The 23,668-nt window shown below is 61.0% G+C and carries 18 protein-coding genes; 9 read left to right on the top strand and 9 right to left on the bottom strand.

Annotated features, from left to right (window positions below):
- Positions 1-33: 33 nt before the first annotated feature.
- Positions 34-936 carry a PIN-like domain-containing protein gene (locus QZ822_RS04720; protein WP_294642983.1) on the bottom strand — a complete coding sequence of 301 codons (903 nt, stop codon included), beginning with the start codon at positions 934-936 and terminating at the stop codon, positions 34-36.
- A 439-nt stretch (positions 937-1,375) separates the two neighbouring features.
- Here QZ822_RS04720 and QZ822_RS04725 point away from each other — a divergent pair, with 439 nt between their 5' ends.
- Positions 1,376-1,987, top strand: a complete 612-nt coding sequence (locus tag QZ822_RS04725) for an ANTAR domain-containing response regulator (protein ID WP_049327112.1) — start codon at positions 1,376-1,378, stop codon at positions 1,985-1,987.
- A gap of 255 nt (positions 1,988-2,242) precedes the next feature.
- Here the strand turns inward: QZ822_RS04725 and QZ822_RS04730 are convergent, their stop codons facing one another.
- The 3 genes from QZ822_RS04730 to QZ822_RS04740 form a co-directional block, all read right to left on the bottom strand.
- Positions 2,243-2,491 (bottom strand): hypothetical protein, encoded by a 249-nt coding sequence (locus QZ822_RS04730; protein WP_049341350.1) that lies wholly within the window; start codon positions 2,489-2,491, stop codon positions 2,243-2,245.
- 53 nt (positions 2,492-2,544) lie between these two features.
- On the bottom strand, positions 2,545-3,051 hold the full coding sequence (locus tag QZ822_RS04735; protein ID WP_294642985.1) for a PaaI family thioesterase: 507 nt from the start codon (positions 3,049-3,051) through the stop codon (positions 2,545-2,547).
- Between the two features lie 133 nt (positions 3,052-3,184).
- Positions 3,185-4,462: a dicarboxylate/amino acid:cation symporter gene (locus QZ822_RS04740; protein WP_294642987.1), complete on the bottom strand. Its 1,278-nt coding sequence runs from the start codon at positions 4,460-4,462 to the stop codon at positions 3,185-3,187.
- Between the two features lie 442 nt (positions 4,463-4,904).
- On the opposite strand from QZ822_RS04740, the gene polA reads away from it, so the two are divergent.
- Positions 4,905-7,916, top strand: coding sequence for a DNA polymerase I (gene polA / locus QZ822_RS04745; RefSeq protein ID WP_294642989.1), 3,012 nt, complete (start codon positions 4,905-4,907; stop codon positions 7,914-7,916).
- Between the two features lie 717 nt (positions 7,917-8,633).
- A complete protein-coding gene (gene rpsA, locus QZ822_RS04750; protein ID WP_005506223.1) occupies positions 8,634-10,088 on the top strand; it encodes a 30S ribosomal protein S1 in 1,455 nt (484 codons plus the stop codon).
- A 180-nt stretch (positions 10,089-10,268) separates the two neighbouring features.
- Here rpsA and coaE read toward each other — a convergent pair whose 3' ends face one another.
- Positions 10,269-10,904, bottom strand: coding sequence for a dephospho-CoA kinase (gene coaE / locus QZ822_RS04755; protein WP_294642991.1), 636 nt, complete (start codon positions 10,902-10,904; stop codon positions 10,269-10,271).
- 58 nt (positions 10,905-10,962) lie between these two features.
- Between coaE and QZ822_RS04760 the strand changes: the two genes are divergently transcribed.
- Together QZ822_RS04760 and QZ822_RS04765 are read left to right on the top strand one after the other, a co-directional pair.
- Complete coding sequence (locus QZ822_RS04760) at positions 10,963-11,649, top strand: YigZ family protein (RefSeq protein ID WP_294642993.1); 687 nt, start codon at positions 10,963-10,965, stop codon at positions 11,647-11,649.
- Between the two features lie 526 nt (positions 11,650-12,175).
- Positions 12,176-13,501, top strand: a complete 1,326-nt coding sequence (locus QZ822_RS04765; protein ID WP_294642995.1) for a 2-oxoglutarate dehydrogenase — start codon at positions 12,176-12,178, stop codon at positions 13,499-13,501.
- 254 nt (positions 13,502-13,755) lie between these two features.
- Here QZ822_RS04765 and QZ822_RS04770 read toward each other — a convergent pair whose 3' ends face one another.
- The 3 genes from QZ822_RS04770 to QZ822_RS04780 all read right to left on the bottom strand — a co-directional run bounded on the left by QZ822_RS04770 (position 13,756) and on the right by QZ822_RS04780 (position 17,115).
- A complete protein-coding gene (locus QZ822_RS04770) occupies positions 13,756-14,898 on the bottom strand; it encodes an ABC transporter substrate-binding protein (RefSeq protein ID WP_294642997.1) in 1,143 nt (380 codons plus the stop codon).
- Positions 14,899-15,055: 157 nt separating this feature from the next.
- Entirely contained in the window at positions 15,056-15,985 is a 930-nt protein-coding gene (locus QZ822_RS04775) for an ABC transporter ATP-binding protein (protein ID WP_294642999.1), read from the bottom strand.
- Complete coding sequence (locus QZ822_RS04780; protein WP_294643000.1) at positions 15,985-17,115, bottom strand: iron ABC transporter permease; 1,131 nt, start codon at positions 17,113-17,115, stop codon at positions 15,985-15,987. Before QZ822_RS04780 ends, QZ822_RS04775 begins: the two co-directional genes overlap by 1 nt.
- 434 nt (positions 17,116-17,549) lie before the next feature.
- Between QZ822_RS04780 and uvrB the strand changes: the two genes are divergently transcribed.
- Both uvrB and QZ822_RS04790 read left to right on the top strand, forming a co-directional pair.
- A complete protein-coding gene (uvrB, locus tag QZ822_RS04785) occupies positions 17,550-19,718 on the top strand; it encodes an excinuclease ABC subunit UvrB (RefSeq protein ID WP_294643002.1) in 2,169 nt (722 codons plus the stop codon).
- Positions 19,719-19,883: 165 nt separating this feature from the next.
- A complete protein-coding gene (locus QZ822_RS04790; protein WP_294643004.1) occupies positions 19,884-20,663 on the top strand; it encodes an ornithinee aminotransferase in 780 nt (259 codons plus the stop codon).
- Positions 20,664-20,801: 138 nt separating this feature from the next.
- Here the strand turns inward: QZ822_RS04790 and QZ822_RS04795 are convergent, their stop codons facing one another.
- On the bottom strand, positions 20,802-21,224 hold the full coding sequence (locus QZ822_RS04795) for a helix-turn-helix domain-containing protein (protein WP_294643006.1): 423 nt from the start codon (positions 21,222-21,224) through the stop codon (positions 20,802-20,804).
- 192 nt (positions 21,225-21,416) lie between these two features.
- Here QZ822_RS04795 and QZ822_RS04800 point away from each other — a divergent pair, with 192 nt between their 5' ends.
- Positions 21,417-22,019 (top strand): NAD(P)-dependent oxidoreductase, encoded by a 603-nt coding sequence (locus QZ822_RS04800; protein ID WP_294643008.1) that lies wholly within the window; start codon positions 21,417-21,419, stop codon positions 22,017-22,019.
- A gap of 321 nt (positions 22,020-22,340) precedes the next feature.
- Complete coding sequence (locus tag QZ822_RS04805; RefSeq protein WP_294643010.1) at positions 22,341-23,543, top strand: TerC family protein; 1,203 nt, start codon at positions 22,341-22,343, stop codon at positions 23,541-23,543.
- The last annotated feature ends 125 nt before the right edge of the window (positions 23,544-23,668 follow it).

Consider the following 23,668-nt stretch of genomic DNA (forward strand, 5'->3'; position numbering starts at 1 on the left):
CGTGACGTTATACGGCGACTTTATACGGCGAATTTACACAGCTACGGGCTGTTCCGCGCGAATCGCACTGTAGGTAGCGTCGCTGACGGTCACGCCGTACTGGTTGGAGGCGAGTCGCAGGATTTCCTCGATGGTGTAGATGCGGAACACGCCGCCTCCGGTTGCCTTAGTGTATTCGCGCAGCAGCTGACGGTTAGCGAGCTGACGCACGGGCTCGTCACCCGATGCGGCGCGTACCTGCTGACCGTTGCGCAGCCAGGTGTCGCGCACACCGCCGGTAACGAAGACGCAGTCGGTGCCTTTCACGCGGGTGGTTGCTTCGGCAAGGCACTGGTTCCAGAGCGCGAAGTCGGCGTCGAAGGTGGTGTTAGCGAGCAGCGGGTGGCCCTGTGCGAGGGCTTCGCGGCACTGCTGTTCGTGGCGTTCGGGGCTGGGCGCCGCACCTACGTGTCCGGTGAAGATGCGGTTCAGTCGCGGCAGGATCGTGTCATCTTCGCGGCGTGCCATGTTGATGGATCCGGTCTCGGTGGTGGGTTCGAGGATCTTCATGATCTGCGCGATGGAGTGGTCCAGCTGGTGCGTGACTGAACGCAGCGCGCTCCAGGGGGAGTTGCGTTCTTCGGGCAGGGTTTCTTTGAAGGATGCGAGCGCTGAGCGGACGCGTTCTGCGGCGGCGGGCACAGGGGAGGCGCCGTCGAGTGCTGCCCAGAATTCTTTGAGTGCCTGGTGGGGGAGGAAGGCGTGTCCGCGGAGCTGGGAGTAGGCGCGGAGGATTTCGTCGCTAATGTGGGTTGGGTAGTTGTAGAGGCTTGCAAGCGCGGTGGAATCGAAGGCGACGAGAATTCCGGGGTGAATGGAAGTCAGCGGGGTGCGATCGAGTTCCTTGTACTCGACGAAGTCTGAGTACAGGGTGCGTGCTTGACGGGTGATTGACATGAATCCCCTCCGGGTATCGAGTATGGGTGGTCAAATGTGAGTGCCGGAGAAGTCGAGGAGAATACCTATTTCAGTGTATCGACCTTCTGCGGCGCGTGATGGAGTTTCGATATAAATATTTTGTTTATTACTTTTGTGTCTAACCCGAGGGGGTGTTAGTGCATGTCAGAGTCATTTTCGGGTCTGTGTTGTGGCTGTGAATTTCACCGCGTGACCTCTATGTTGTGCGGTTTTGTTTTCACAGTTATGAGCAGTATAGAACAAAAATATGCATTAAGATGCAAAATCTGATGGAGGGTCGCAAAGTGACGTCAGAAAACCCCTCCCACCTGCACATAGGACGCATATAACACGCGGGGGACAAGGCGCGAAAGTAGATGAACATTTATTCCCTCCTGTAAACTTTAAAGTGACTGAAATTTGATAAAGGAGAAGAGTAATGTCAGAGCTGACCACTCAGGACCAGGCGGAGGAGCAGGGTCCCGCCCGCACCGTCGTCGTGGCAGAAGACGAGGCATTGATTCGCCTCGACATCGTTGAAATTCTGAAGGACCAGGGTTTCGATGTTGTTGCAGAAACCGATAACGGCAAGACCGCTGTCGAACTGGCACAGAAGCACCGCCCCGACCTCGTCCTCATGGACGTGAAGATGCCGATCATGGACGGCATCACCGCAGCTGAGGAAATTGCGAAGGAACAAATCGCTCCCGTCGTTCTGCTGACTGCATTCAGCCAGAAGGAACTCGTCGACCGTGCCGTTGAGGCAGGCGCTATGGCGTACGTCGTCAAGCCGTTCTCCCCGAACGACCTGGTCCCCGCAATCGAGGTGGCAATCAGCCGCTACGAGCAGATTCGCGCCCTCGAGAAGGAAGTTGGCACCATCCGCGACCAGTTCGAGACCCGCAAGCTCGTTGACCGCGCAAAGTCGCTGCTCATCACCAAGATGAACCTGACTGAGCCGGAAGCATTCCGCTGGATTCAGAAGACCTCCATGGACCGCCGCCTGTCCATGCGCGAAGTTTCTGACACCATCATCAAGCAGCTCTCCTAAGCACGAGACGTACACAGTACGTGACAGTGCAGGTACGAATGTACGCTACGGCGAAGACTAGGATTCGCCGCTGAGCACACACAGCTGGTGCATTGATGAACCGGCACCTTTATTCATGACACACAAACGCCCCACCCCTCACGATGAAGCTGAGGGACGGGGCGTTCGTGTTTAACCGTTCGTTTCTGACCGTTTGCGGGTGCGCGCGGCGAACCGGGTGCCTAGCGCGGGTGGGAACCCTAAGGCAGGCAGAGCCTAACGCAGGTAGCGGTTCAAATCGTCGTCATCATTGTTCGGGCCGCTGATGGGGCGGTCCGTGGGCGAACCAGCCCAGAGCATGCCGCCGGTACCGAGCATCACGCCCAGCCACCAGAAGCTGCCGGGATTATTAATCGCGGTCACCAGGCACACCAGCATCACACCGATTGCGATGGGCAGGACAATGCGCTTGGCGCGCACAATCTTCGGGTAACGCTTGAAATAGGGGGTGCGCTCGCGGGCCATGGTTGTCCTTTCGTTGGGGGTCGTTCCCTCTACCTTAGCTTAGGGGGTAGTCGTTAGGCGGTGGGGCGGGGGATCAGCATGTTGGTGATGCGTGCGGTGCAGGTGGTGCGGCCGCGCTCATCCACAATGTCGATGGAGTGGATGCACAGGGTGCGTCCGAGCTTGACGGCGGTGCAGGTTGCGGTGACGACACCGGAGACTGCCGGGCGTACGTGGGTTGCGTTGATGTCCACGCCGACTGCTACGAGGTCTTCGCCGCCGTGCACACCTGCGGAGAGGGAGCCGAGGGTCTCTGCAAGGACCACGTTAGCGCCGCCGTGCAGCAGACCGATGGGCTGAGTGTTACCGGCGACGGGCATGGTCGCCACGGTGCGTTCTGCGGTGAGTTCCTGGAACTTAATGCCTATGGCGGGGATGAGCTCGCCCAGGCCGCGGGGGAAGTAAGAGTGCAGGTGCTCGGGGATGCCGCTCTCGGTCAGCTGTGCCTTGATTTCTTCTGCGGTGAGGGTGGTGGGTGCTGCCGCGCGGACGGGTGCGTGCTGTGTGTTGTTTTCAGTCATGACTTCCAGTGTACTCCTCGGTTTTTGGTGCTTTGACCTGGCTTTGACCTGCGGGGGAGGCTCCGGGTACGCATCAGCCCCGCCTCCTGAACTCAGGAGACGGGGCTGAAAAACGCTGTGGAGGCGGAGAGGATTAGGCGGAGATAGCTTCTGCCTTTTCGATGTCCTCGTCGCGGATTTCCTTATCGGGATTCGCTCCGATTGCCTTAGAAATACGCTCGGTCAGGGCTGCGATGGTCGCGTCACCGGTCACGTTGGTTGCGGTGCCGAAGGAGTCCTGAGCCAGGTACAGGGCAATCATCAGGGCAATCATGGAGGCGTCGAAGCCGAGCATGGACTGCAGCAGACCAATCGCGGTCATCACGCCACCGCCGGGAACACCGGGAGCGGCAACCATCATCACGCCGAGCACCAGAATCATGGGAATCAGGCTACCGAAGTCGGGGTGCTGACCGGTCATGAACAGCACTGCCACCGAGCAGGAGGTAATGGTAATCATGGAGCCGGAGAGGTGAATGGTCGCGCACAGCGGAATTGCGAAGTCCACCACGCGGGAGGAGATGCCAGCCTTCTTTGCCGAACGCACGGTCACCGGAATGGTTGCAGCCGAAGACTGGGTACCGATTGCGGTGAAGTATGCCGGGAGCATGGCCTTGAGCATCTGGATAGGGTTACGGCGAGATACCGCACCAGCCACCGAGTACTGCAGTACCAGGGTGACCCAGTGCAGAATAATCACCATGACGAACACCAGACCGAAGACCGAGAGGATCTTCGCCACCTGACCGGCGAGGGTCATGTTCGCAAACACGCCCACGATGTGCACGGGCAGCAGGGGAATAATCACGTAGCCGAGCATCTTCTCAACGATGACCTGGAAGTCCTCGAAGAGGTTCAGCATCGCACGGGTCTTCAGGGCGGTAATGCCCAGGCCCAGGATGAAGGAGAGAATCAGTGCGCTGAGCACGCCCATAATCGGGGTCAGCTCGAAGGAGATGTAACCCTTGGAGAGAGCGTTCTCGGGGTTGTCGAAGGAGGCGAGCTGCTGGCCCTGCAGGATGATGGGGTAGAGCAGCAGAGCGCAGGTCAGCGCCAGGAAGCCAGCAAGGATGCTGGAGATGTACGCCAGACCCACGGTGATGCCGAGCATCTTACCCGCACCCTGCGCGAGGGAACCGATGCCGGGCACGATGAAGCCGATAATAATCAGCGGAATCGCGAAGCTCAGGAAGGCGCTGAACACGGTAGAGAAGGAGACGAAGAGCTGCACAATGAGGTCGGTGGGGATGGCCGCGCCGGTGGCGTCATTGATGCCGCTAATCATTCCGGGGGTCAGCATGCCGATGAGCACACCCGATGCAATCGCGATGATAATCCACGCGAGGAGGGGGAGTTTTTTGAGTACCTTCATGGGTTCCTAAATGAGGGTTCGTTGTGTGTTGAGCGCGGGAGGTGCCCTCACGGTCCGGTGAATCCTGCCGGTGAATTCTGGGTAGAGCTCTGCCTATGAATGCACGGGGTGTGGGGGTTTCCTACGCTGGAGGCGATAATAAGGTTATATATTATCTGGAAACTGTATTATTATCCACCTTACATAGTGGCTTGGGGCACAATTTTTTGGGTGAAAACTCACCAAACGCACCCCACCGGTACCTATATATGAGGTAAAACTCTTTCCGCGCACCCCGTTATTCCGCTATATGGCACGGCGCGAGGACTTACACGGCGCCGGCACCCAATACGGCGCGGGCGCCTCCTTGTAGGGCTGACCCGCATCCGTCGAAACCAGCCACCCGAACCCAGCCGTCACGAAGCCAACCACCGAGAAAACTCAGACTCGATACACTAGAGGGGTGACTACAGAGAACAAAACCCTCCTGCTCATTGACGGACACTCCCTCGCCCTACGCTCCTTCTTCGGCATCTACACCATGGCGGAGAAGACCGGGCAGCACATCTTCGTGCGCAGCGACGGCCAGCATACCGAAGCCGTCCACGCCTTCCTCTCCACCCTGCTGAGCATCATCAAAGACAATCAGCCCAGCCACATCGCCGTAGCCTTCGACCTGCCCGGCGGCACCTTCCGCACCGCCGAATACGGCGAATACAAGGGCGGCCGCAACGCCATCCCCGAAGCATTCGACGGCCAGATTGACCTCATCAAGAAGATGCTCGGCGCGCTGAACATCCCCGCGCTCACCTACGAAAACTACGAGGCTGACGACATCGTCGCCACCCTGACCCGCCGTGGCACCGAAGCCGGCTACAAGGTCCTCATCCTCTCCGGCGACCGCGACATCTTCCAGCTCGTCACCGACGACGTCACCCTGCTCTACCCGGTCACCACCGGCCCCTCCAAGGGTATTCAGCGCATGGACCCCGCCGCCGTCGAAAAGAAAACCAAGGTGCCCCCGCACATGTACCCCGACCTTGCCGCCCTCACCGGCGAGCAGGCGGACAACCTGCCCGGCGTGCCCGGCGTGGGCCCCGGCTTCGCCGCCAAGTGGCTCGGCGAATACGGCTCCCTGCAGGGCGTGCTCGACAACCGCGACAAGATCGGCGGCAAGAAGGGCGAAGCGCTGCGCGAGAACGTGGATAACGTGGTGCGCAACCGCCGCCTCAACCAGCTCGTCAACGACCTCGACCTGAACGTCACCCTCGAAGACACCGCATTCACCCCCGACCTGGATGCACTCAACAGCTTCTTCGACGAGGTAGAGTTCCGCACCATCCGCAAGCGTGCCGCCGACACCCTCGGGCCCATCGTGCGCGCCGCCGGATCCGCAGGCGCTACCAGCTTCGCTGCAGAATCAGGGGAGGAGGGCGCCCCCAAGAAGGCACCCACCGGCCCCGTCTACGCACCCATCGCTACCAGCGCACCCACCAAAAACGCAGACGCAGCAGCATTCCGCGCCTTCTGCGCCGCCGCAGCCGAAGAAAACTACGGCACCGACGAACAGGGCGCGCCCATCGCCGTACCCGAACGCCTCGAAGGCGCCGTGACCCTCTACCCGGTCACCAACCTGCCCGTAGCGCGCCCCGCCATCGGCGACGCACCCGCAGTCAAGGTCACCAAAACCAAGATTCGCGCCGCCGAAGAAAACCCCGAACTGCTCGGCGTGCTCCTCACCAGCAAGAGCACCAGCCTCTGGATTGACACCCGTAGCATCGACCCGGAACTCGACGCCGCCCTCGCCGCCTGGCTCTCCGACGAAGCCGCCCGCAAAATCGTCATGGACCTGAAGGTTCAGCGCAAGCTTCTGCGCGCCTACGGCTACGAGCTCGCCGGCGCCGTCGAAGACCCCGCACTGTCCTCCTACATGTGCGGCTTCATCCCCACCGCAACCCGCAAGCTCTTCTCCGAACGCATGGAAGACCTCGCCGAACGCTACCTCTGGATCCCCAAGGACCCCTACGCGCAGCTCGTCTTCCAGCCCGAAGAAGAAGAGGCAGAACCCTCCCTCTTCAGCCTGCCCGGCGAAGCCGAACCCGTCGAAAACCTGCGCTACTTCACGCAGATTAGCCGCATCATCCACGAGCTCGCACGCCTGCTCCACTACGAAATGGAAGAGCACGGCCAGCTGAAGGTCTACGAAGAAATCGAACTGCCGCTACTCTACGTCCTCGCAGACATGGAACAGGCAGGCATCGCCGTGTCCGACGCGCTCCTTGCCGAACTGCACGAAACCTTCTCCACACGCGCCGCCCAGGCGCAGGACGCCGCACGCACCATCGTCGGCGACACCGTCGAAACCGACGACGGCGAAGAACCCCTCAACCTCGCCTCCGTCAAACAGCTGCAGACCGTACTCTTCGACAAGCTCGCCCTGCCGCACACCCGCAAAATCAAGTCCGGCTACTCCACCGACGCTGAATCCGTCACCGAACTGCTCACCAAAATCTCCCCGGAGTCCGACGGTGCCGCATTCCTCGGTGCGCTCGCCGCCTACCGCGATAACATCAAACTCGTACAGACCGTCGAAGGCCTGCAGAAAGCAGCCGCCGACGACGGACGCGTGCACACCACCTTCCAGCAGGGTGCCGCCTCCACCGGTCGACTCTCCTCGACCGCGCCGAACCTGCAGAACATCCCGATCCGCACCGAGGAAGGCCGCCGCATCCGTGGCGCCTTCATCGTCGCGCCCGCACCCATCGACGGTGTGGAGTACGAGGGTCTGCTCACCGCCGACTACTCGCAGATTGAAATGCGCATCATGGTGCACCTCGCCGCCGACGAGAAGCTCATCGCCGCCTACGAAGCGGGGGAGGACCTGCACCGCTACGTCGGCTCCGAAGTCTTCGGCGTAGCCCCCGAGGACGTCACCCCCGAGCAGCGCTCCAAGGTGAAGGCAATGTCCTACGGCCTGGCATACGGTCTCTCGCGTTTCGGTCTCGCCAAGCAGCTGAACATCAGCTCCGACGAGGCAGGCGAACTGCGCACCAACTACTTCAAGCGCTTCGGACGCGTGGGACGCTTCCTGCGCGGCGTGCTCAAGCAGGCACACCAGGACGGCTACACCGAAACCATCTTCGGCCGCCGCCGCGTGCTGCCCGACCTGGACTCGCCCAACCGCGTCCGCCGTGAAGCCGCCGAACGTGCCGCCCTCAACGCCCCCATTCAGGGCACCGCCGCGGACATCATCAAGATCGCCATGATCAACATCCACCGCCGCCTGCGCGAAGAGGGCCTGAAGACCCGCATGCTGCTGCAAGTGCACGACGAAATCATCCTCGAAGTTGCCACCGGTGAGCGTGAAGCCGCCGAGCGCGTACTCGTCGAGGAGATGAGCGGTGCCGCCAGCCTGCGTGTTCCTCTGGATGTGCAGGTCGGCTGGGGTAAGTCCTGGCAGGAGGCGGGCCACTAGGCTCGTTTCCTTCTCGCGGCTTTCGCTTGGAAAGACTGGGGACGCTTGGGTTCCGCTTGGAAAGGCGGTTATCGTCCTCGTTCCTACAGGGGCACCCGCCCTCGCTTCGCTTCGGGCACCCTGATGTCACTTTCGGACGATACCGCCTTTCCGCGCTGGGGTACTGTGCGGGTGCGGCCGCGTTTTCCGGATGCGCCCTCAGGGTGTCAGCCCGGACGCTCTCCGATGCGGAGCGAGGAGAGGGCGGAGCGTCCGGGTGACGGGTGCCCCTGCGTAGGCGCGGAGGAAATATGCGGCGCCCCGCCCCTCCCATGTTGAGAGGAACGAGGACGAACACCGTCCCTCCACTTCACAACCAAATAAAACCGCAAATAAGTACGGGAATTCCGGGCGCGTAACCATTGACGACACGCCCGGGATTCCCGTACACTATTAATCGCGTGTACCAACGTACAGGTTTTCTATGCTCTTTTTCTCTTCGGAGAAACGAACATGAATTGCCTGTACACCCTGCTTAAAGCATCTGCTTCCGGTGGGCGGTACACATTGTAAGTATCCGTCAGCTCGACGTTTCCTCACCCCAATCAAAGGTGTTAGCGGCCCTATGCCGTGCGCGCCGGGGTGAAAAAGTGAGCCGGTCGGCGCCTCCACCAGGGGGTGTTGAGCGGCGAACCGGCAGCGTCGACCTATTAGAAATCCAATTGGAGCCCTCACTACATGAGCACCAACATCCCTCAGGTCGCAATCAACGACATCGGCGACGAGCAGGCATTCCTCGAGGCAGTCGAGAAGACTATCAAGGTCTTCAACGACGGCGATCTCGTCTCCGGCCAGGTTGTTAAGATCGACCACGATGAGGTTCTGCTCGACATCGGTTACAAGACCGAAGGCGTCATCCCCTCCCGCGAGCTGTCCATCAAGCACGACATCGACCCCTCTGAGGTTGTCGAGCTCGGCTCCGAGGTTGAGGCACTCGTCCTCACCAAGGAGGACAAGGAAGGTCGCCTGATCCTCTCCAAGAAGCGCGCACAGTACGAGCGTGCATGGGGCGACATCGAGAAGGTCAAGGAAAACGACGGCGTCGTTACCGGTACCGTTATCGAGGTTGTCAAGGGTGGCCTCATCCTCGACATCGGTCTGCGTGGCTTCCTGCCCGCATCCCTCGTTGAGATGCGCCGCGTCCGCGACCTCGCACCTTACATCGGTCAGCAGATCGAAGCTAAGATCATCGAGCTGGACAAGAACCGCAACAACGTTGTTCTGTCCCGCCGTGCATACCTGGAAGAGACTCAGTCCGCTGTTCGCTCCTCCTTCCTCAACGAGCTGGAGAAGGGTCAGGTCCGCGAGGGCGTTGTCTCCTCCATCGTCAACTTCGGTGCATTCGTGGACCTGGGTGGCGTGGACGGTCTGGTTCACGTTTCCGAGCTGTCTTGGAAGCACATCGACCACCCGTCCGAGGTTGTCGAGGTTGGCCAGCCCGTTACCGTCGAGGTTCTCGAGGTGGACCTGGACCGCGAGCGCGTCTCCCTGTCGCTCAAGGCTACCCAGGAAGATCCGTGGCAGGCATTTGCTCGCACCCACGCTCTGGGCCAGATTGTTCCCGGCAAGGTCACCAAGCTCGTTCCCTTCGGTGCATTCGTGCGCGTTGAGGACGGCATCGAGGGCCTCGTCCACATCTCCGAGCTGGCAACCCGCCACGTTGACCTGGCTGAGCAGGTCGTCTCCGTTGGTGAAGAGGTCTTCGTTAAGATCATCGACATCGACATGGACCGCCGCCGCATCTCCCTGTCCCTCAAGCAGGCAAACGAGGGCGTTGACCCCAACGCTACCGAGTTTGACCCCGCTCTGTACGGCATGGCTGCAGAGTACGACGAGGCTGGCAACTACAAGTACCCCGAGGGCTTCGACCCCGAGGCTAACGAGTGGCTGGAAGGCTTCGACGCACAGCGCGAGGCTTGGGAAGCACAGTACGCAGAGGCACAGGCTCGCTTCGAGGCTCACAAGGTTCAGGTTGCTAAGGCTCTCGAGGCTGACGCAGAGGCTGCAGCAGCAGCTCCCGCAGCAGCTGAGCCCGCACCGACCTCTTACTCCTCCGAGGAGCCCGCTTCCGCAGGTACCCTCGCATCGGATGAGGCACTGGCTGAGCTCCGCAAGAAGCTGACCGGCAACTAATCTGCCGCTCAGATGAGCACTCATCAGGCGTAATAGCTGATAGGTAACCCCGCACGGGGTGCCTAGAGCAGGGAACCCCCTCATCTCCCGTTTGGGAGGTGAGGGGGTTCTTTGCGTTGTGGGGAGGTTGGGGTTCGGGGTAGGTTTTGGGTGCCGGGTGATGCGGGGTGTTGGGGTGCTTTAGGCGGCGGTCATCTGCTCCCAGACGGTGCGCACCTGCTTGGCTGTTTCCTCCAGCGAGCCGCCGTTATCGATAATCCAGGTTGCGACCGCCTCGCGCTGCTCGTCGGTTGCTTGTGCTGCGATGCGGGCGCGCGCATCCTCCTCACTCATGCCGCGCGACGATACGAGGCGTTGCAGGCGAGTCGCCAGGGGAGTGCGCACCACGACCACGCCCTCAAAGGCGGACGGGTCGCCGGTCTCCACGAGCAGGGGAATATCCTCCAGCACCACGCCGCTAAAACCGGGTTCGGACTGCGCCTGCTCCACCAGCTGCGCGGCACGCTCACGAATGGCCGGGTGCACAATCGCGTTCAGACGCAGGCGCGCCTGCTCATCATTGAACACAATCCGCGCCAGGGCGGGGCGGTTGAGGCGGCCGTCCTCGTCGAGCAGATGCTCACCGAACTCCGCGACCGTGCGGGCGAGTACCGCCTCCCCGGGCTCCATGAGGGAGCGGGAGATAGCGTCCGCATCCACCAGGAATGCGCCCTGCTCAACGAAGAGGGAGGCGATGGTGCTCTTGCCGCTGCCGATACCGCCGGTGAGGGCGTAACGGCGCAGGGCGGTAGAAGCGGGGGAGGAAGGCTGGGACATGGACGGTGCTCCTGACGGGCTGTGCCACAATAGATAGGTACTGATCAGAGGAGGACACATGCAGGAAGAAACTCGCGCCAACCGCTACCTTGTGCCGCGCGGCGATGAGCCCTATGAGAGCCTCCTCGAAATTAAGCGTAGCGAATTTATTGGTCACATCAAGCGCGTGAGCACCGTCGAGGAGGCGCGCACCTACATTGAGTCGGTGCGCAAGACTTACCACGATGCCCGCCACGTGTGTTCGGCGTTTATTATTGGTGCTGACCGCGATATTCAGCGTTCCTCCGATGATGGTGAGCCCGCCGGTACCGCCGGTGTGCCGATGATGCAGGCGTTGCTGGCGCGTCAGACCCGCGAGGATGGCACCACCGACCTGTCGGATGTGGTTGCCGTGGTCGTGCGTTACTTCGGCGGCATTAAGCTTGGCGCGGGCGGTCTGGTGCGCGCCTACACGGATTCGGTGGTGCAGACCCTGGACTCTGCTCAGTTTGATTCGCGTGAGCGTCTGCGCGTGGGTCAGGTGTCCAGTTCGCACGCGGACGCTGGCCGCCTGGAGAACGAGATCCGCGCCGCCGGACTGAACGTGCTGGGAACTGAGTACGGTGCGGAGGGTGCCACGATTTCCCTGGGCGTGTTTGACCGCCCGGAGGAGCTGGAGCGTGCCGAGGAGCTGGTGGTGAGCTTGAGTTCCGGTGCGGCGAGCGTGACCTGGGGGGATACGCAGTGGGTGGATTTGCCGGTCTAGGGCGCCGGTCTAGGCTGCCGGTCCTAGATTTCCGATCCTAGATATTTCGGGTCTTAGATTTCGGGGGCTAAAACGCCCGTGTAAAGCTCTCACAATCTGAAAGATAGCTCAACCTTAGCTAATAGTTACTGTAACCCTAGTAATTGCCTGCTAAAGCTGATAGCCTAAAAAGCGTTGCGGAACGCACACGCCCCTCCACGGCACGAGCAACGGGTTCATTACCAGCGGTAACCCAGCTCGGCGCCTCCACGAGGGAACGCGCGCGCCCGCACCGACGGGCAGGGCTCAACGCTGACATCTCAGCGCGGAGAACTGGGTACTATCTCAGCGCTGAGATTCTGATGCTGACGTCTTGAAGCTATAGCTTAGTTGCTCAAGGAACGAGGCACAGCTGTATGCCGGTACTATACGACCCGGCAGACGGTAGTGTGTGCACGAACTATCTGCCGGTAGGCGCTGAGCTCCGCCCGTCACCTTATAAAGATTCAGCTAACGAACGCTCTGAAGAGCTCAAGGTCGTGAAAACGTGACGCAGTCGGGAACCTACCGAGAACAAACAAGCGAACAAGCAGGCAAGAACTCACCGGAGTTCTCCGCGGGCAGCCGCGGCGGTACCGCAACCCTCAGCCGCGGGGGAGCGCGCCTCCCCAAGAGGGGTGTAGCCGAACAGCTTGAACCCGCCACCGTCGCCCAGCTGCTCAACGCTTACCGCCAGCAGAACCTCGGCACCCTGCTGGGCGTGCTCACGCAGCGTCCTGCAGAATTTGCGCGTCAGCTCGGAAGGCTCTGCCGCGTCTTCCCCGAACACGTTCAGGCTATCGCCCAGGCGTTCGGCGCCGTGGGCCGCGCCCTGCCCATTGACGAGCTGGTGCGTCTGCACAACCGCTACTCCAACGCCGCCCGCGGAGTCGGCGAACACCTCAGCCTGGACAACTCCGGCGTGGCGCACCTGGTGCAGAGCCCCGCACTCAGCCGTGAAGGTGCGGGCCACCTGCTCATGGCGATTGAACTCTGTCTCGCCGGCAGGATGCGCGGGCTCACCATCGCCATGCCCTCCACCGAGGCGTTCACCCCGGCTGAGCAGGCGCCGAGCCTCGGCTCCTGCAACCCCGCCCTGGACGGCGCCCTCAACGCGTTCGAACCGGCAGGCTGGGAGCCCTTCCACCTGGACGGCAGTGAGGTGCTCCTCGCGACCGGTGTGCGTGATGTGCCCGACGGCTACGAGCTGTCCCTCTGGCTGCTCGACGATGACTATCGGTGCCGCGCCCGCATTGAGCGCGGCGCCCCGCAGGTGTGCGTGGCAAGCTTCTACGATGAGGAAGTCATCACCCGAACCGTGGAAGAAACTGGGTCGGGCGAAGCCGGTCTGGTCGAGAACTACCGCGTGGAGGAGTACGCGGAACTGGACTTCCTCAACGCGATGGACCGGCAGGTGCGCTACGTGGCGGTTACCGCCGCCGTGGGGGAGCCGCTCCTGTCGTTGGAGAAGAACCAGGCGCCGAACAGCCTCCCCGACCCGGCGGCTTTCATCGCCGAGGCGGCGGGCGCCTCCCGTTTTGCGAGGAGTCTCCGCCCGGATATCCGCACCGCCGCCGTGGTAGGTAAGGGCCTGCGCACCGTCAACCACCGCGGCATGCTGCCCGTGCTGGGTGTGCCGAACCGCACCGTGTGCGCGGTGATTGACCTGTACAAGCAGCGCATCTGCGTGCCCGGCGTGGGCATTCCCCGCGGGCTGAGCGTGGAGGATGAAGAACGCACGATGCAGCTGATTTTGAGCGCCCTGAACGGGTACCTTCCGCTGACGAACCGGGCGCTGATGAGCCTCGCCGGAGCAACCGTGGAGGTGCGCTAACGCAGCGACCAACTAACGCTGTAGCGAACACTGCGAACCAATAAATACCGCCTGGAACCATGCCTTGAGCACGGTCCCGGGCGGTATGTGCACACAGGAATAGAGAGAAGAAGAGTGAAAAACTTGGAGCCCCGCCAGCTCCGCTGAGAATCCAGAGGCTCCACAAGAGCTCCAGACGTAGAGCCTCGGTAGAAGAGCCTCAGCAGAACCGGCGGGGGTAGCTACAAAACTAGCGAACTAGCGAGCCACGGGGACTACTTTGCGGGGCCCTGGCCGTTGATGATGCGCTGAGCCTCATCCTCGGTCAGCTGGTAGCCGTAGAAGGTCGAGTAGAACTCGCGGGTCTCCTTGACCAGGTCAATGTCGGAGAACTTCTCGGGGTGGAACAGCTTCGCCGCCCACAGAATCTGCAGAGCCTCCTCAGCGGAGTAACGGTCCCAGTTGAAGGTGCCGACCGGGTTCTTAATGATCTTGTCGTTCTTGACGGCGGGAACGTCCTTCCACGCGGCGTCAGCCTTGATAGCGTCGACACCCTTCTGCGCATCCGCGCCACCAATGATGATGTATTCGGGCTGCGAGGCAATAATCTGCTCCAGAGAAATATTCTTCAGGTTCTCCACACCGTCCAGGGAGTTCTTCGCGCCCGAAAGCTTCATCCACTCGCCAAACAGGGAGTTCGAACCGTCCACCTTCGTCAGGTCAGAGCCGCCCGCAATGTGCAGCACCTTCGGGGACTCGGTGACGCCCTGCAGGCGCTCCTTGATGAGGTTCTCGTTCTTCTCCAGGTACGCCAGGTACTTCTCGGCACGCTCAATCGCCTCATCGGTGCCGATGACCTCGGCGGTCAGCTCAACGGTGCGCTTCAGGTCGGCGAAGTTCTGGAACTCCACGTGCACCGCCGGGATACCCGCCTCAGTTACCTTCGCAATCTGATCCTTCGACGAGGCGAGCAGCACCTCCGGCTTATCGGCAAGCAGCTGTTCCATGTTCACGTCGGTGCCCTTCACCGGCGCATCAACCTTTTCAATACCGGGGTACACCTGCTTGAACCACGCCAGGGACTTCACGTTCGTTGTGGTGGACACCAGCTTCTCGGCACCGCCCAGCAGCAGAACCACCTGGTTGTTTGCGTGCCACAGGTCAGCGATGCGCTCCGGGTTGGTGGGGACGGTAACTTCCTTGCCGTCAATGTCCTTAATGACCTTGGTGCCGTCGCCGTTATCCTTCACGAAGAAGCTGGTGTGCTTCTTCGCGGAATTGCTCGAAGCCGAAACGGAGGTCGAGGTCGAGCTAGAAGCCGAGGAGGAGGCGGTGTTCGCGGCACCGCAACCGGTCAGGGCAGCCAGCAGCAGGGAAGTGGTCAGGGCAACGCCAGTGTGGAACTTCGTGATCTTCATGATGTGTCTTTCTGTGTCGACGGGGTGGGTGAATAACCCGGAGGCGGTTCGGGGAAACGGCGCTCTAGGGACGCGCCGCCACAGCGGATGGGGCACCTCTACCGCATCTTTTGTGTCCGGTCCGAACCGTCTCCGGAAGACTGGGGGTTGTGGAGCCTCAGGTATCGAGGCTCATCATGTGCACGCTGGAGCGCCCCAGCTCGGGGGAGTAGGTCACCGTCAGGTCGGTGTTGAAGGTGCGCGAGAGAACCTCGCTCGTGAGCACCTCCGAGGCGCGGCCTGTCAAAAGCTGAGCCGGCGCATCCCCCGAAACTGATGAATCCTTCGAAGCCTGTGCGTCAGGTTCGTCGTGCGCGCCGAGCAGGGCAACGGTCGCATCCAGCATGAGGGCGTGATCCGGGTTGTGGGTCGTGAAGATGACCCCGTACCCGGCGTCGCGCAGCTGCCGAATCTTCCGCAGAACCTTCGCCTGATTCGCCACATCCAGGGCGCTGGTTGGCTCGTCCAAAACGAGGAGTGGGGCGTCCTGAACCAGGGTTCGGGCAATACCCACCTGTTGCCGCTGACCGCCCGAGAGCTGATCCAGCGGGGAGCGCGCCAGATCCAGCAGGTCGAGCTCCTCCATCACGGTTTGCACCTGCTCACGGTCACGGCGTGAGGGCGAAGAGAACAACCCGATATAGGGTGCGCGACCCATCAGCAGGTACTCGGTGACCGTGTAAGAGATACCGCTACCCTCCATCTGCGGAAGGTAGGCGATGCGGCGGGCACGCTCGGTCGCGGTCAGCGAATCCAGCGGCTCGCCACCCAGATGGACGGTGCCCTCGGTGAGCGAATGCAAACCAATCAGGGAGTTCAGCAGGGTGGATTTACCCACGCCGTTGCGACCCAGAATGGCGAGGACCTCACCGCGCCGCACCGTCAGGTTCACGTTGCGGAAAATCCAGCGGTCCGAACGGCGGCCCGCGCGGGTGTGCTTGATGCGCTCGCCCCGGTGGCCGTAGCGGAACCCCGCATCGTCCAGGCGTAGCAGAACCTCTGCGCTCGCATCCGCGGCGTGCCGAGTATCGGAAATGGAAGAAGACATTACTTCACCCGAACCTTTCCGAGCAGCAGCAACGCCACGTACAGCGGCGTGCCAATGAAACCGGTCAGAACGCTCAGCGGAACCTCCGCGCTGGTAAGGCTACGCGCCAGGGTATCGACGAACATCATGAACGAGGCACCCATCAGGATGGACAGCGGCATGAGCTTGGTGGTGTCGCTACCGACCAGCAGGCGGCACAGGTGCGGAATGACCAGACCAACCCAAGAAATCGGGCCGCCGATGCACACGCTGGTCGCGGTGACCAGGGTTGCCAGCAGGATGGTGACGCCGCGGGTTCGGGGCAGGTTAATGCCGAGGGTGCGTGCCTCGTCGTCGCCGAGCGAGAGGATGTTAATGCGCCAGCGCATCGCCAGCAGAAGCAGGATGCAGGGCACCGCTACCAGCGCGAACTGGGTGAGTGCGTCGGCACGCACGTCCTGCAGGGAGCCCATCTGCCAGAACACAATCTGAGCCAGCTGGGTTTCGGGGTTTGCAATGAACTTCAACGCACCCAGCGCGGCGGTGCCGAAGCCGCCCACAATCACGCCGGAGAGCACCAGCATGAGCGTGGACTGATTCTTCAACAGGCGCGGAATGCTCACGGTCAGTAGCACAGCGGCGAGGCCACCGGCGAGGGCGGAACCCTGAATCGCGAGGCTCGTGCCCACGCCCAGCAGAATGGCGGAGGCGGCACCCACCGACGCACCCTGCGAAACACCCAGCAGGTACGGGGAGACCAGCGGGTTACGGAAAACCGCCTGGAAGGTAGCACCCGCAATGGCGAGGGCGGCACCGATAAGACCGGCGGCGAGCAGGCGCGGAATGCGCACGGTCAGCAGCATGTTTTCGGCGGGCTTGTAGACCTTCAGGTCCATGCCGAACCAGTTCTTGCCGAGGATACGGAAGAGCTCGTCCAGTTCGACCGGGTACCTGCCGGTGATGAGTGAGAGATAGGTGACGCCCAGCAGAATGGCGAGGGCGATGAGCATAATGACCGGGTAGGAGGAGGTGAAGAGCGAGCGGCGGCGTTCGTTCTTGGCAGCTAAGGTGGCGACCGGTGTGCCGGTGGGGTTCGCCTCCGCGGGTTCTGTCGGGGCGGCTTTTGAAGCTGTCTCCGTGGTCGTGCTCATGGAGTCCTTCCGTGCGCTCTTATGGTCCGTTCTGTCTGCGTGTGTGCGCTCTAAACATATGTGAGCCGCGTCAAAGAGGCAAAGGATAAGGGTGCGGAATACTCGTCATAAGTCTTTATGTTTTATCCCTTATCTTTTGTGACTTGGCGTGCCTGCGCCGCGATGCGGGCGGGGGAGTGGGCACCCTCGTAAGCACGCCGTTATTGTGCGGGAATTGCGCGGGAAAACGCTCCTGTTCGATTCCTGCCCTGCGGCGCACATAAACCGCTCGAACGCCCCTTATCTTTTGCACCCCATCTTTTATGAACTTGGGCACTTTCGCGCCGGACTATTGCGTCGGTAGCTGCGCCAGCAATTACGCCGGACTATTGCGCCAGCAGAAAAGGGTGACCAATCTTAGGGCGCATCCGACGGCTTTCCCCTAGGATGGATACATGAGTTACGCACCCCAGATCAACCGTGTTGTTGCCCCCTTTGAAGTGGTCAGCCCCTTCCAGCCTGCCGGCGACCAGCCGAAGGCGATCGCCGAGCTCACCGAGCGCGTGCAGAACGGCGAGAAAGACATTGTGCTGATGGGCGCTACCGGTACCGGTAAGTCCGCGACCGCAGCCTGGCTGATTGAGGCGGTGCAGCGTCCGACTCTGGTGCTCGTGCAGAACAAGACTCTGGCGGCGCAGCTGGCGAATGAGCTGCGTGAGCTGCTGCCGAATAACGCGGTGGAGTACTTCGTCTCCTACTACGACTACTACCAGCCTGAGGCGTACGTGCCGCAGACCGATACCTTCATTGAGAAGGACTCCTCCATCAACGAGGAGGTGGAGCGCCTGCGCCACTCGGCGACGAACTCCCTGCTGACTCGCCGTGACGTGGTGGTGGTTGCGACCGTGTCCTGCATTTACGGTCTGGGTACGCCCGAAGAGTATATTGAGCAGATGGTGACTCTGCGTCGCGGTGAGGAGATTGACCGAGACGAGCTGCTGCGCCAGTTCGTGGCGATGCAGTACGCGCGTAACGACATGGACTTTCACCGCGGCATGTTCCGTGTGCGCGGCGATACGGTCGAAATCATCCCCATGTACGAGGAGAACGCGATTCGCATCGAGTTCTTCGGCGATGAGATTGAGGCGATTTACACCCTGCACCCGCTGACCGGTGAGGTGATTCGCGAGGAAGAAGAAATGTATGTCTTCCCCGCAAGCCACTACGTTGCCGGCGCCGAGCGCATGGCGAAGGCTATTACCTCCATTGAGGATGAGCTGCGTGAGCGCCTGCAGACCCTCGAATCCCAGGGCAAGCTGCTGGAGGCGCAGCGCCTGCGTATGCGCACCACCTATGACCTGGAAATGATGGAGCAGATGGGCTTCTGCAATGGCATTGAGAACTACTCGCGCCATATTGACGGTCGTGCTCCCGGTAGTGCCCCGAACTGTCTGCTGGATTATTTCCCGGATGATTTCCTGCTGATTATTGATGAGTCGCATGTGACGGTTCCGCAGATTGGTGCCATGTATGAGGGTGATATGTCTCGTAAGCGCACCCTGGTGGAGCACGGTTTCCGCCTGCCCTCGGCGATGGATAACCGCCCGCTGAAGTGGGAGGAGTTCCTGGAGCGCATTGGTCAGACCATCTACCTGTCGGCGACCCCCGGCAAGTACGAGCTCTCGCAGGCCGACGGTTACGTGGAACAGATTATTCGACCCACCGGCCTGATTGACCCGGAGATTGTGGTCAAACCGACCAAGGGTCAGATTGATGATTTGCTTGAGGAGATTCGCGTGCGCGTTGAGCGTGATGAGCGTGTGCTGGTCACGACCCTCACTAAGCGCATGGCGGAAGATCTGACCGAGTACCTGCTGCAGCACGGCGTGAAGGTGCAGTACCTGCACTCTGACGTGGACACCCTGCGCCGTGTGGAGCTTCTGCGTGAGCTGCGCCTGGGCACCTTTGACGTGCTGGTCGGTATTAACCTGCTGCGTGAGGGCCTGGACCTGCCCGAGGTGTCCCTGGTTGCGATTCTGGATGCCGATAAGGAAGGCTTCCTGCGTTCGACCACTTCGCTGATTCAGACGATTGGTCGTGCGGCGCGTAACGTGTCCGGTCAGGTGCACATGTACGCCGATAAGATTACGGATTCTATGCGCGTGGCGATTGATGAGACGAACCGCCGCCGCGAGATTCAGCAGGCGTACAACCGTGCGCACGGCATTGACCCGCAGCCGCTGCGTAAGAAGATTGCCGATATTACGGATGTTCTCGCCCGCGAGGAAGAGGACACCCGCGAGCTTCTGCAGCAGCGTAAGAGCGGTAAGAAGGGTGCCCGCACGGTGAGTGCGGGTGCGAAGACCGGTTCTGCGACCTCGTCGAAGATTGCCACGAGCACCCCGGAGTCGGAGGAGCTTCTCGCCCGTGCGGAGGCGCGCGTTCGTGCCGACGGCCTGGCGGCGGCACCCGCTGAGGATCTGCTGGATTTGATTGAGCAGATGAACGAGCAGATGCGCGTGGCGGCGGAGAACCTGCAATTTGAGTTGGCGGCGCGTCTGCGTGATGAGCTTGCCGATTTGAAGAAGGAGCTGCGCCTGATGAAGGAGGCGGGTCACGCCTAAACCCGGTGTTCTAAGCCCGGCGTTTAGGGGCCGACGTGGGTTTTTCGCCATGAGGTAACTCATTGTTCATGAAGTTCTACTGAGTGCAGATACATGCTGTACACTATCAAGGTGTTTTACGTGTCAAATAAAACCTTGATGCTTCCGAACGATAAAGAAAAATCTGTGACTGTTTCTAATAACTCTTCAGACGCACACACCACGGGAGCTCGTTCCGTTACCCGCCGCAACCTCACCCGCGGCGCGCTCTGGGCTGTGCCCGCTATTGCCGCCTCCACGACGGTGCCCGCATTCGCTGCTTCGGCTGATGATTGCAAGACAGTACACGGCCCGGACTTCACCCAGGTCGGCGGCTGGATGATTACCAATCCCGCCAGTGGCGCCCTGCAGTCGCGCACCAAGAACAAGCCCGTGACTGCGCCGGAGACCGGTCAGGCATGGTGGTCCATGGAGAACGCAACCTCACCGAACCCCGCAACGATTCGCCTCATGTCCGTGTACGAGGCGACTCACGGCCCCGAGGGCGACCTCAACCTGAACTGCGGTGAGTTCGTGATGACCTACAACGTCTCCGCGCTGGAGGCGACGACCGGCACCACGCACCTGCACCCGTCCATGGACATTTACCTCTTCTCGCCCGAGGGTAAAATCATTGACCGCCAGATCTTCACGACCGACCCGACCGGCAAGGCAACCGTCATGACCCGCAACGGCAAGACTCAGACCGTTCAGGGTCAGGTCATTCCGTTTGCGTCGAGCGTGAACGATAAGGCGACCGGCATCTCCGCGCGTTTTGCGTTACGTGGCAATACGCTCATGGAAGGCATGTACCAGTTCGAGGTGGTTATTACCGTCCCGACGATTCAGGAGAACGGCACACTTGATACGAACAAGCAGGTCAACGCGATTGCTTTCACCCCGCCGACCTTCAACATGGTCTCCTAATTGAATGAAAAGTAGCCCTCCCCGTAATAGTTCACGGGGAGGGCTACCTTTATGTGGGCTTACTGCGCGTGCTGGTCTGCGCGGTGTTGATCTGTGCGTGCTGGTCTGCACTGCGCCGCGTTCTACAGCGTGCCTTTTTTATACGTCGCCGTTCTCTAATGCGGCGGCGTCGTAGCGCTCGCGGGCTTCGAGTACCGCCTGCATATTGTCCTGCGCCCAGTGGCGCAGGGCGGTCATCGGCTCAATGAGGGTCGTACCGAGCGCGGTCAGTTCGTAGTCCACGCGCGGCGGAATGGATGCGGTGACCCGGCGTTCTACCAGGCCGTCGCGTTCCATGGAGCGCAGGGTCTGGGTGAGGACCTTGGGGGAGACGCCCTGAATCATCGCCTTGAGTTCGCCGAAGCGGGCGACGGGCTGCTCGGAGAGCGCCGCAACAATGAGCGGGGTCCACCGGTCGGTGAGGTGGCGCATCACGGTGCGGGAGGGACAAGCGTGGGCGAGGATGTTGGCGGGCTGGTCGTCCTGCGGGGTGCGGGTGGGGGAGGTGAGCGTGGTGGTCATAGCTGTGGTCTTTTCAATCTGCTGAGGGGCTGTTTTATGCGGGGTGGTGGGGGTGCGAAAAATATTTTTAAATATTTTCCACACATCCCCAATGGTTACCTTGAGGTACCCGGTTTCTAATAGATACTATAAAACCATCACGCGGAACACCGCAAGAAAAACTACAGAAGACCTACCCGAAAGGAACCCCTCATGAACATCGCAATTATCGGCGCAACCGGTATGGTCGGCGCACGCACCGCAGCAGAAGCAATCTCCCGCGGCCACCAGGTTGATGCCTACACCCGCTCCGGCAAGGCACCCGAAGGCGCTACCGCCCACAGCATCGACCTTGCAGACACCGCGGCACTGGTCGACATCGTCAACAACCACGACGTCACCATTGTTGCCGTCCCGGGCGGTCGCGGCACCTCCGCGCAGCCGATTATCGACGCACACCGCGCACTGATCGCGGCGGCACCTACCGGTCGCCTGCTGGTCGTTGGCGGCGCTGGCTCCCTCGAGGACGGCAACGGCAACCGCTTCGTTGATGGCGAAGGCTTCCCGGAAGATTACAAGCCCGAGGCGAAGGCATTCGCCCAGATTCTCGACGAGTACCGCGCATCCGAGGGTCTGAACTGGACCATGCTCTCCCCGGCGTTCGAAATCGCACCGGGTGAGCGCACCGGCACGTACAACACCGCACTGGACACCCCCGCTGGCGCTTCCATTAGCGCCGAGGACTTCGCTGTCGCTCTGATTGACGAGGCGGAAGAGCCCAAGCACGCGGGCCGCCGCTTCACTGTTGCTAACTAATCAGCGCCAACTAGTCTGTGCCAACTAACCAGCGCTAACTAGCAAGCACTTTCTTCACACCAGAACGCCGCATCCGACGGGTCAGCCCTGCTGGATGCGGCGTTTCGGCGTGCTTCGCTCTTGAAAAACCCTCCGGAGGGTTTCCTGTGCGAAAACCTCAACCTGCTGTATAATCGTTCACCGAGCAAGGGAGTATCCCACCAATCGACTCATCGTCAGCACGTTAGCCGAAGGCGTCTAACCGGTGAATCGAGCCGACCTCCATTCAGGTCGGCGGGAGAGACTTGTGGTCCTGTACGCACACCACAAGAAAGGCTCCCCATGGAAGTTACCGGGTTGCAATGGTTGGTTACTATTCTCATCATCGCGGGTCTGTTGGCCTTCGATTTCGTGTTCCACGTCCGTAAGGCGCACGAACCCACCGTTAAGGAAGCGGCCATCTGGTCGAGTATTTACATCGGCATCGCGCTGCTGTTCGGCCTGTACATTTTCGTGACGAACGGCTCGACCGCCGCCACCGAATTCTATGCAGGCTACATCACCGAAGAAGCTCTCTCGGTTGATAACCTCTTCGTCTTCATGATCATTATGGGCACGTTCCGTGTTGCCCGTGAGAATCAGCAGAAGGTCCTGCTCTTCGGTATCGTCTTCGCGATTCTGGCGCGCGGCACCTTCATCTTCGCTGGCGCAGCGATCATTAACTCCTTCGCCTGGGTGTTCTACATCTTCGGCCTGGTCCTGCTCATGACCGCAGGTAACCTGCTCAAGGACGAACTCACCGAAGGCGACGGCGACGACGAGGCAGACAACATCATGGTTCGCCTCGCCAAGAAGTACCTGAAGACCAGCGACCACTTCGACGGCGACAAGCTCTTCACCATCGAAAACGGTAAGCGCGTCATGACCCCCATGATGCTCGTCATGGTCGCTATCGCGGGTTCCGACCTGCTCTTCGCGCTCGACTCGATCCCCGCGATTTTCGGCCTCACCCAGTCCGTCTACATTGTGTTCACCGCGACCGCGTTCTCCCTCATGGGTCTGCGTCAGCTGTACTTCCTCATTGACGGTCTGCTGGACCGCCTCGTCTACCTGTCCTACGGTCTGGCGACTATCCTCGCGTTCATTGGTGTGAAGCTCATCCTGCACGCAATGCACGAGAACAACCTGCCGTTCATCAACCACGGTGAGCCCGTGCACGTTGTGGAGATTACCACCGAAATGTCGCTGCTGGTCATCGTGGGCGTCCTGGTCATCACCGTGCTCGCCTCGCTGCTCAGCCCCAAGGGCCGCGCGCTGCAGACCATTCAGCGTGTTCAGGCGCTCTCCGAGAAGTACCTGGCACTGCCCGAGGACGCATCCGCCGCCGAGCGTGCGGACATCACCGCCCGCTGGCAGAAGGAAACCGAGAAGCTCAACGCCATTCCGCAGAAGCTGCGTGACGAGCTGATCGAGAAGGAAGACGAGTACCACGCTCTCGTGGTGCGTGCCCGCACCGCGCAGGACGCGCACTCTTCCTCCAAGTAGTTTGAGCTGCTGAGCTTGCGCCTCACTAGGCTAAAGCCTCAACACTAAAGCCCCTCACACCGGATCAACCTGAACTGCGCCCCGAAACTTGGACGCATTAAATAATAGCCGCTACACGGCTTCCC

It is taken from the genome of uncultured Rothia sp., from assembly GCF_916715725.1.
Classification (GTDB): Bacteria; Actinomycetota; Actinomycetes; order Actinomycetales; family Micrococcaceae; genus Rothia.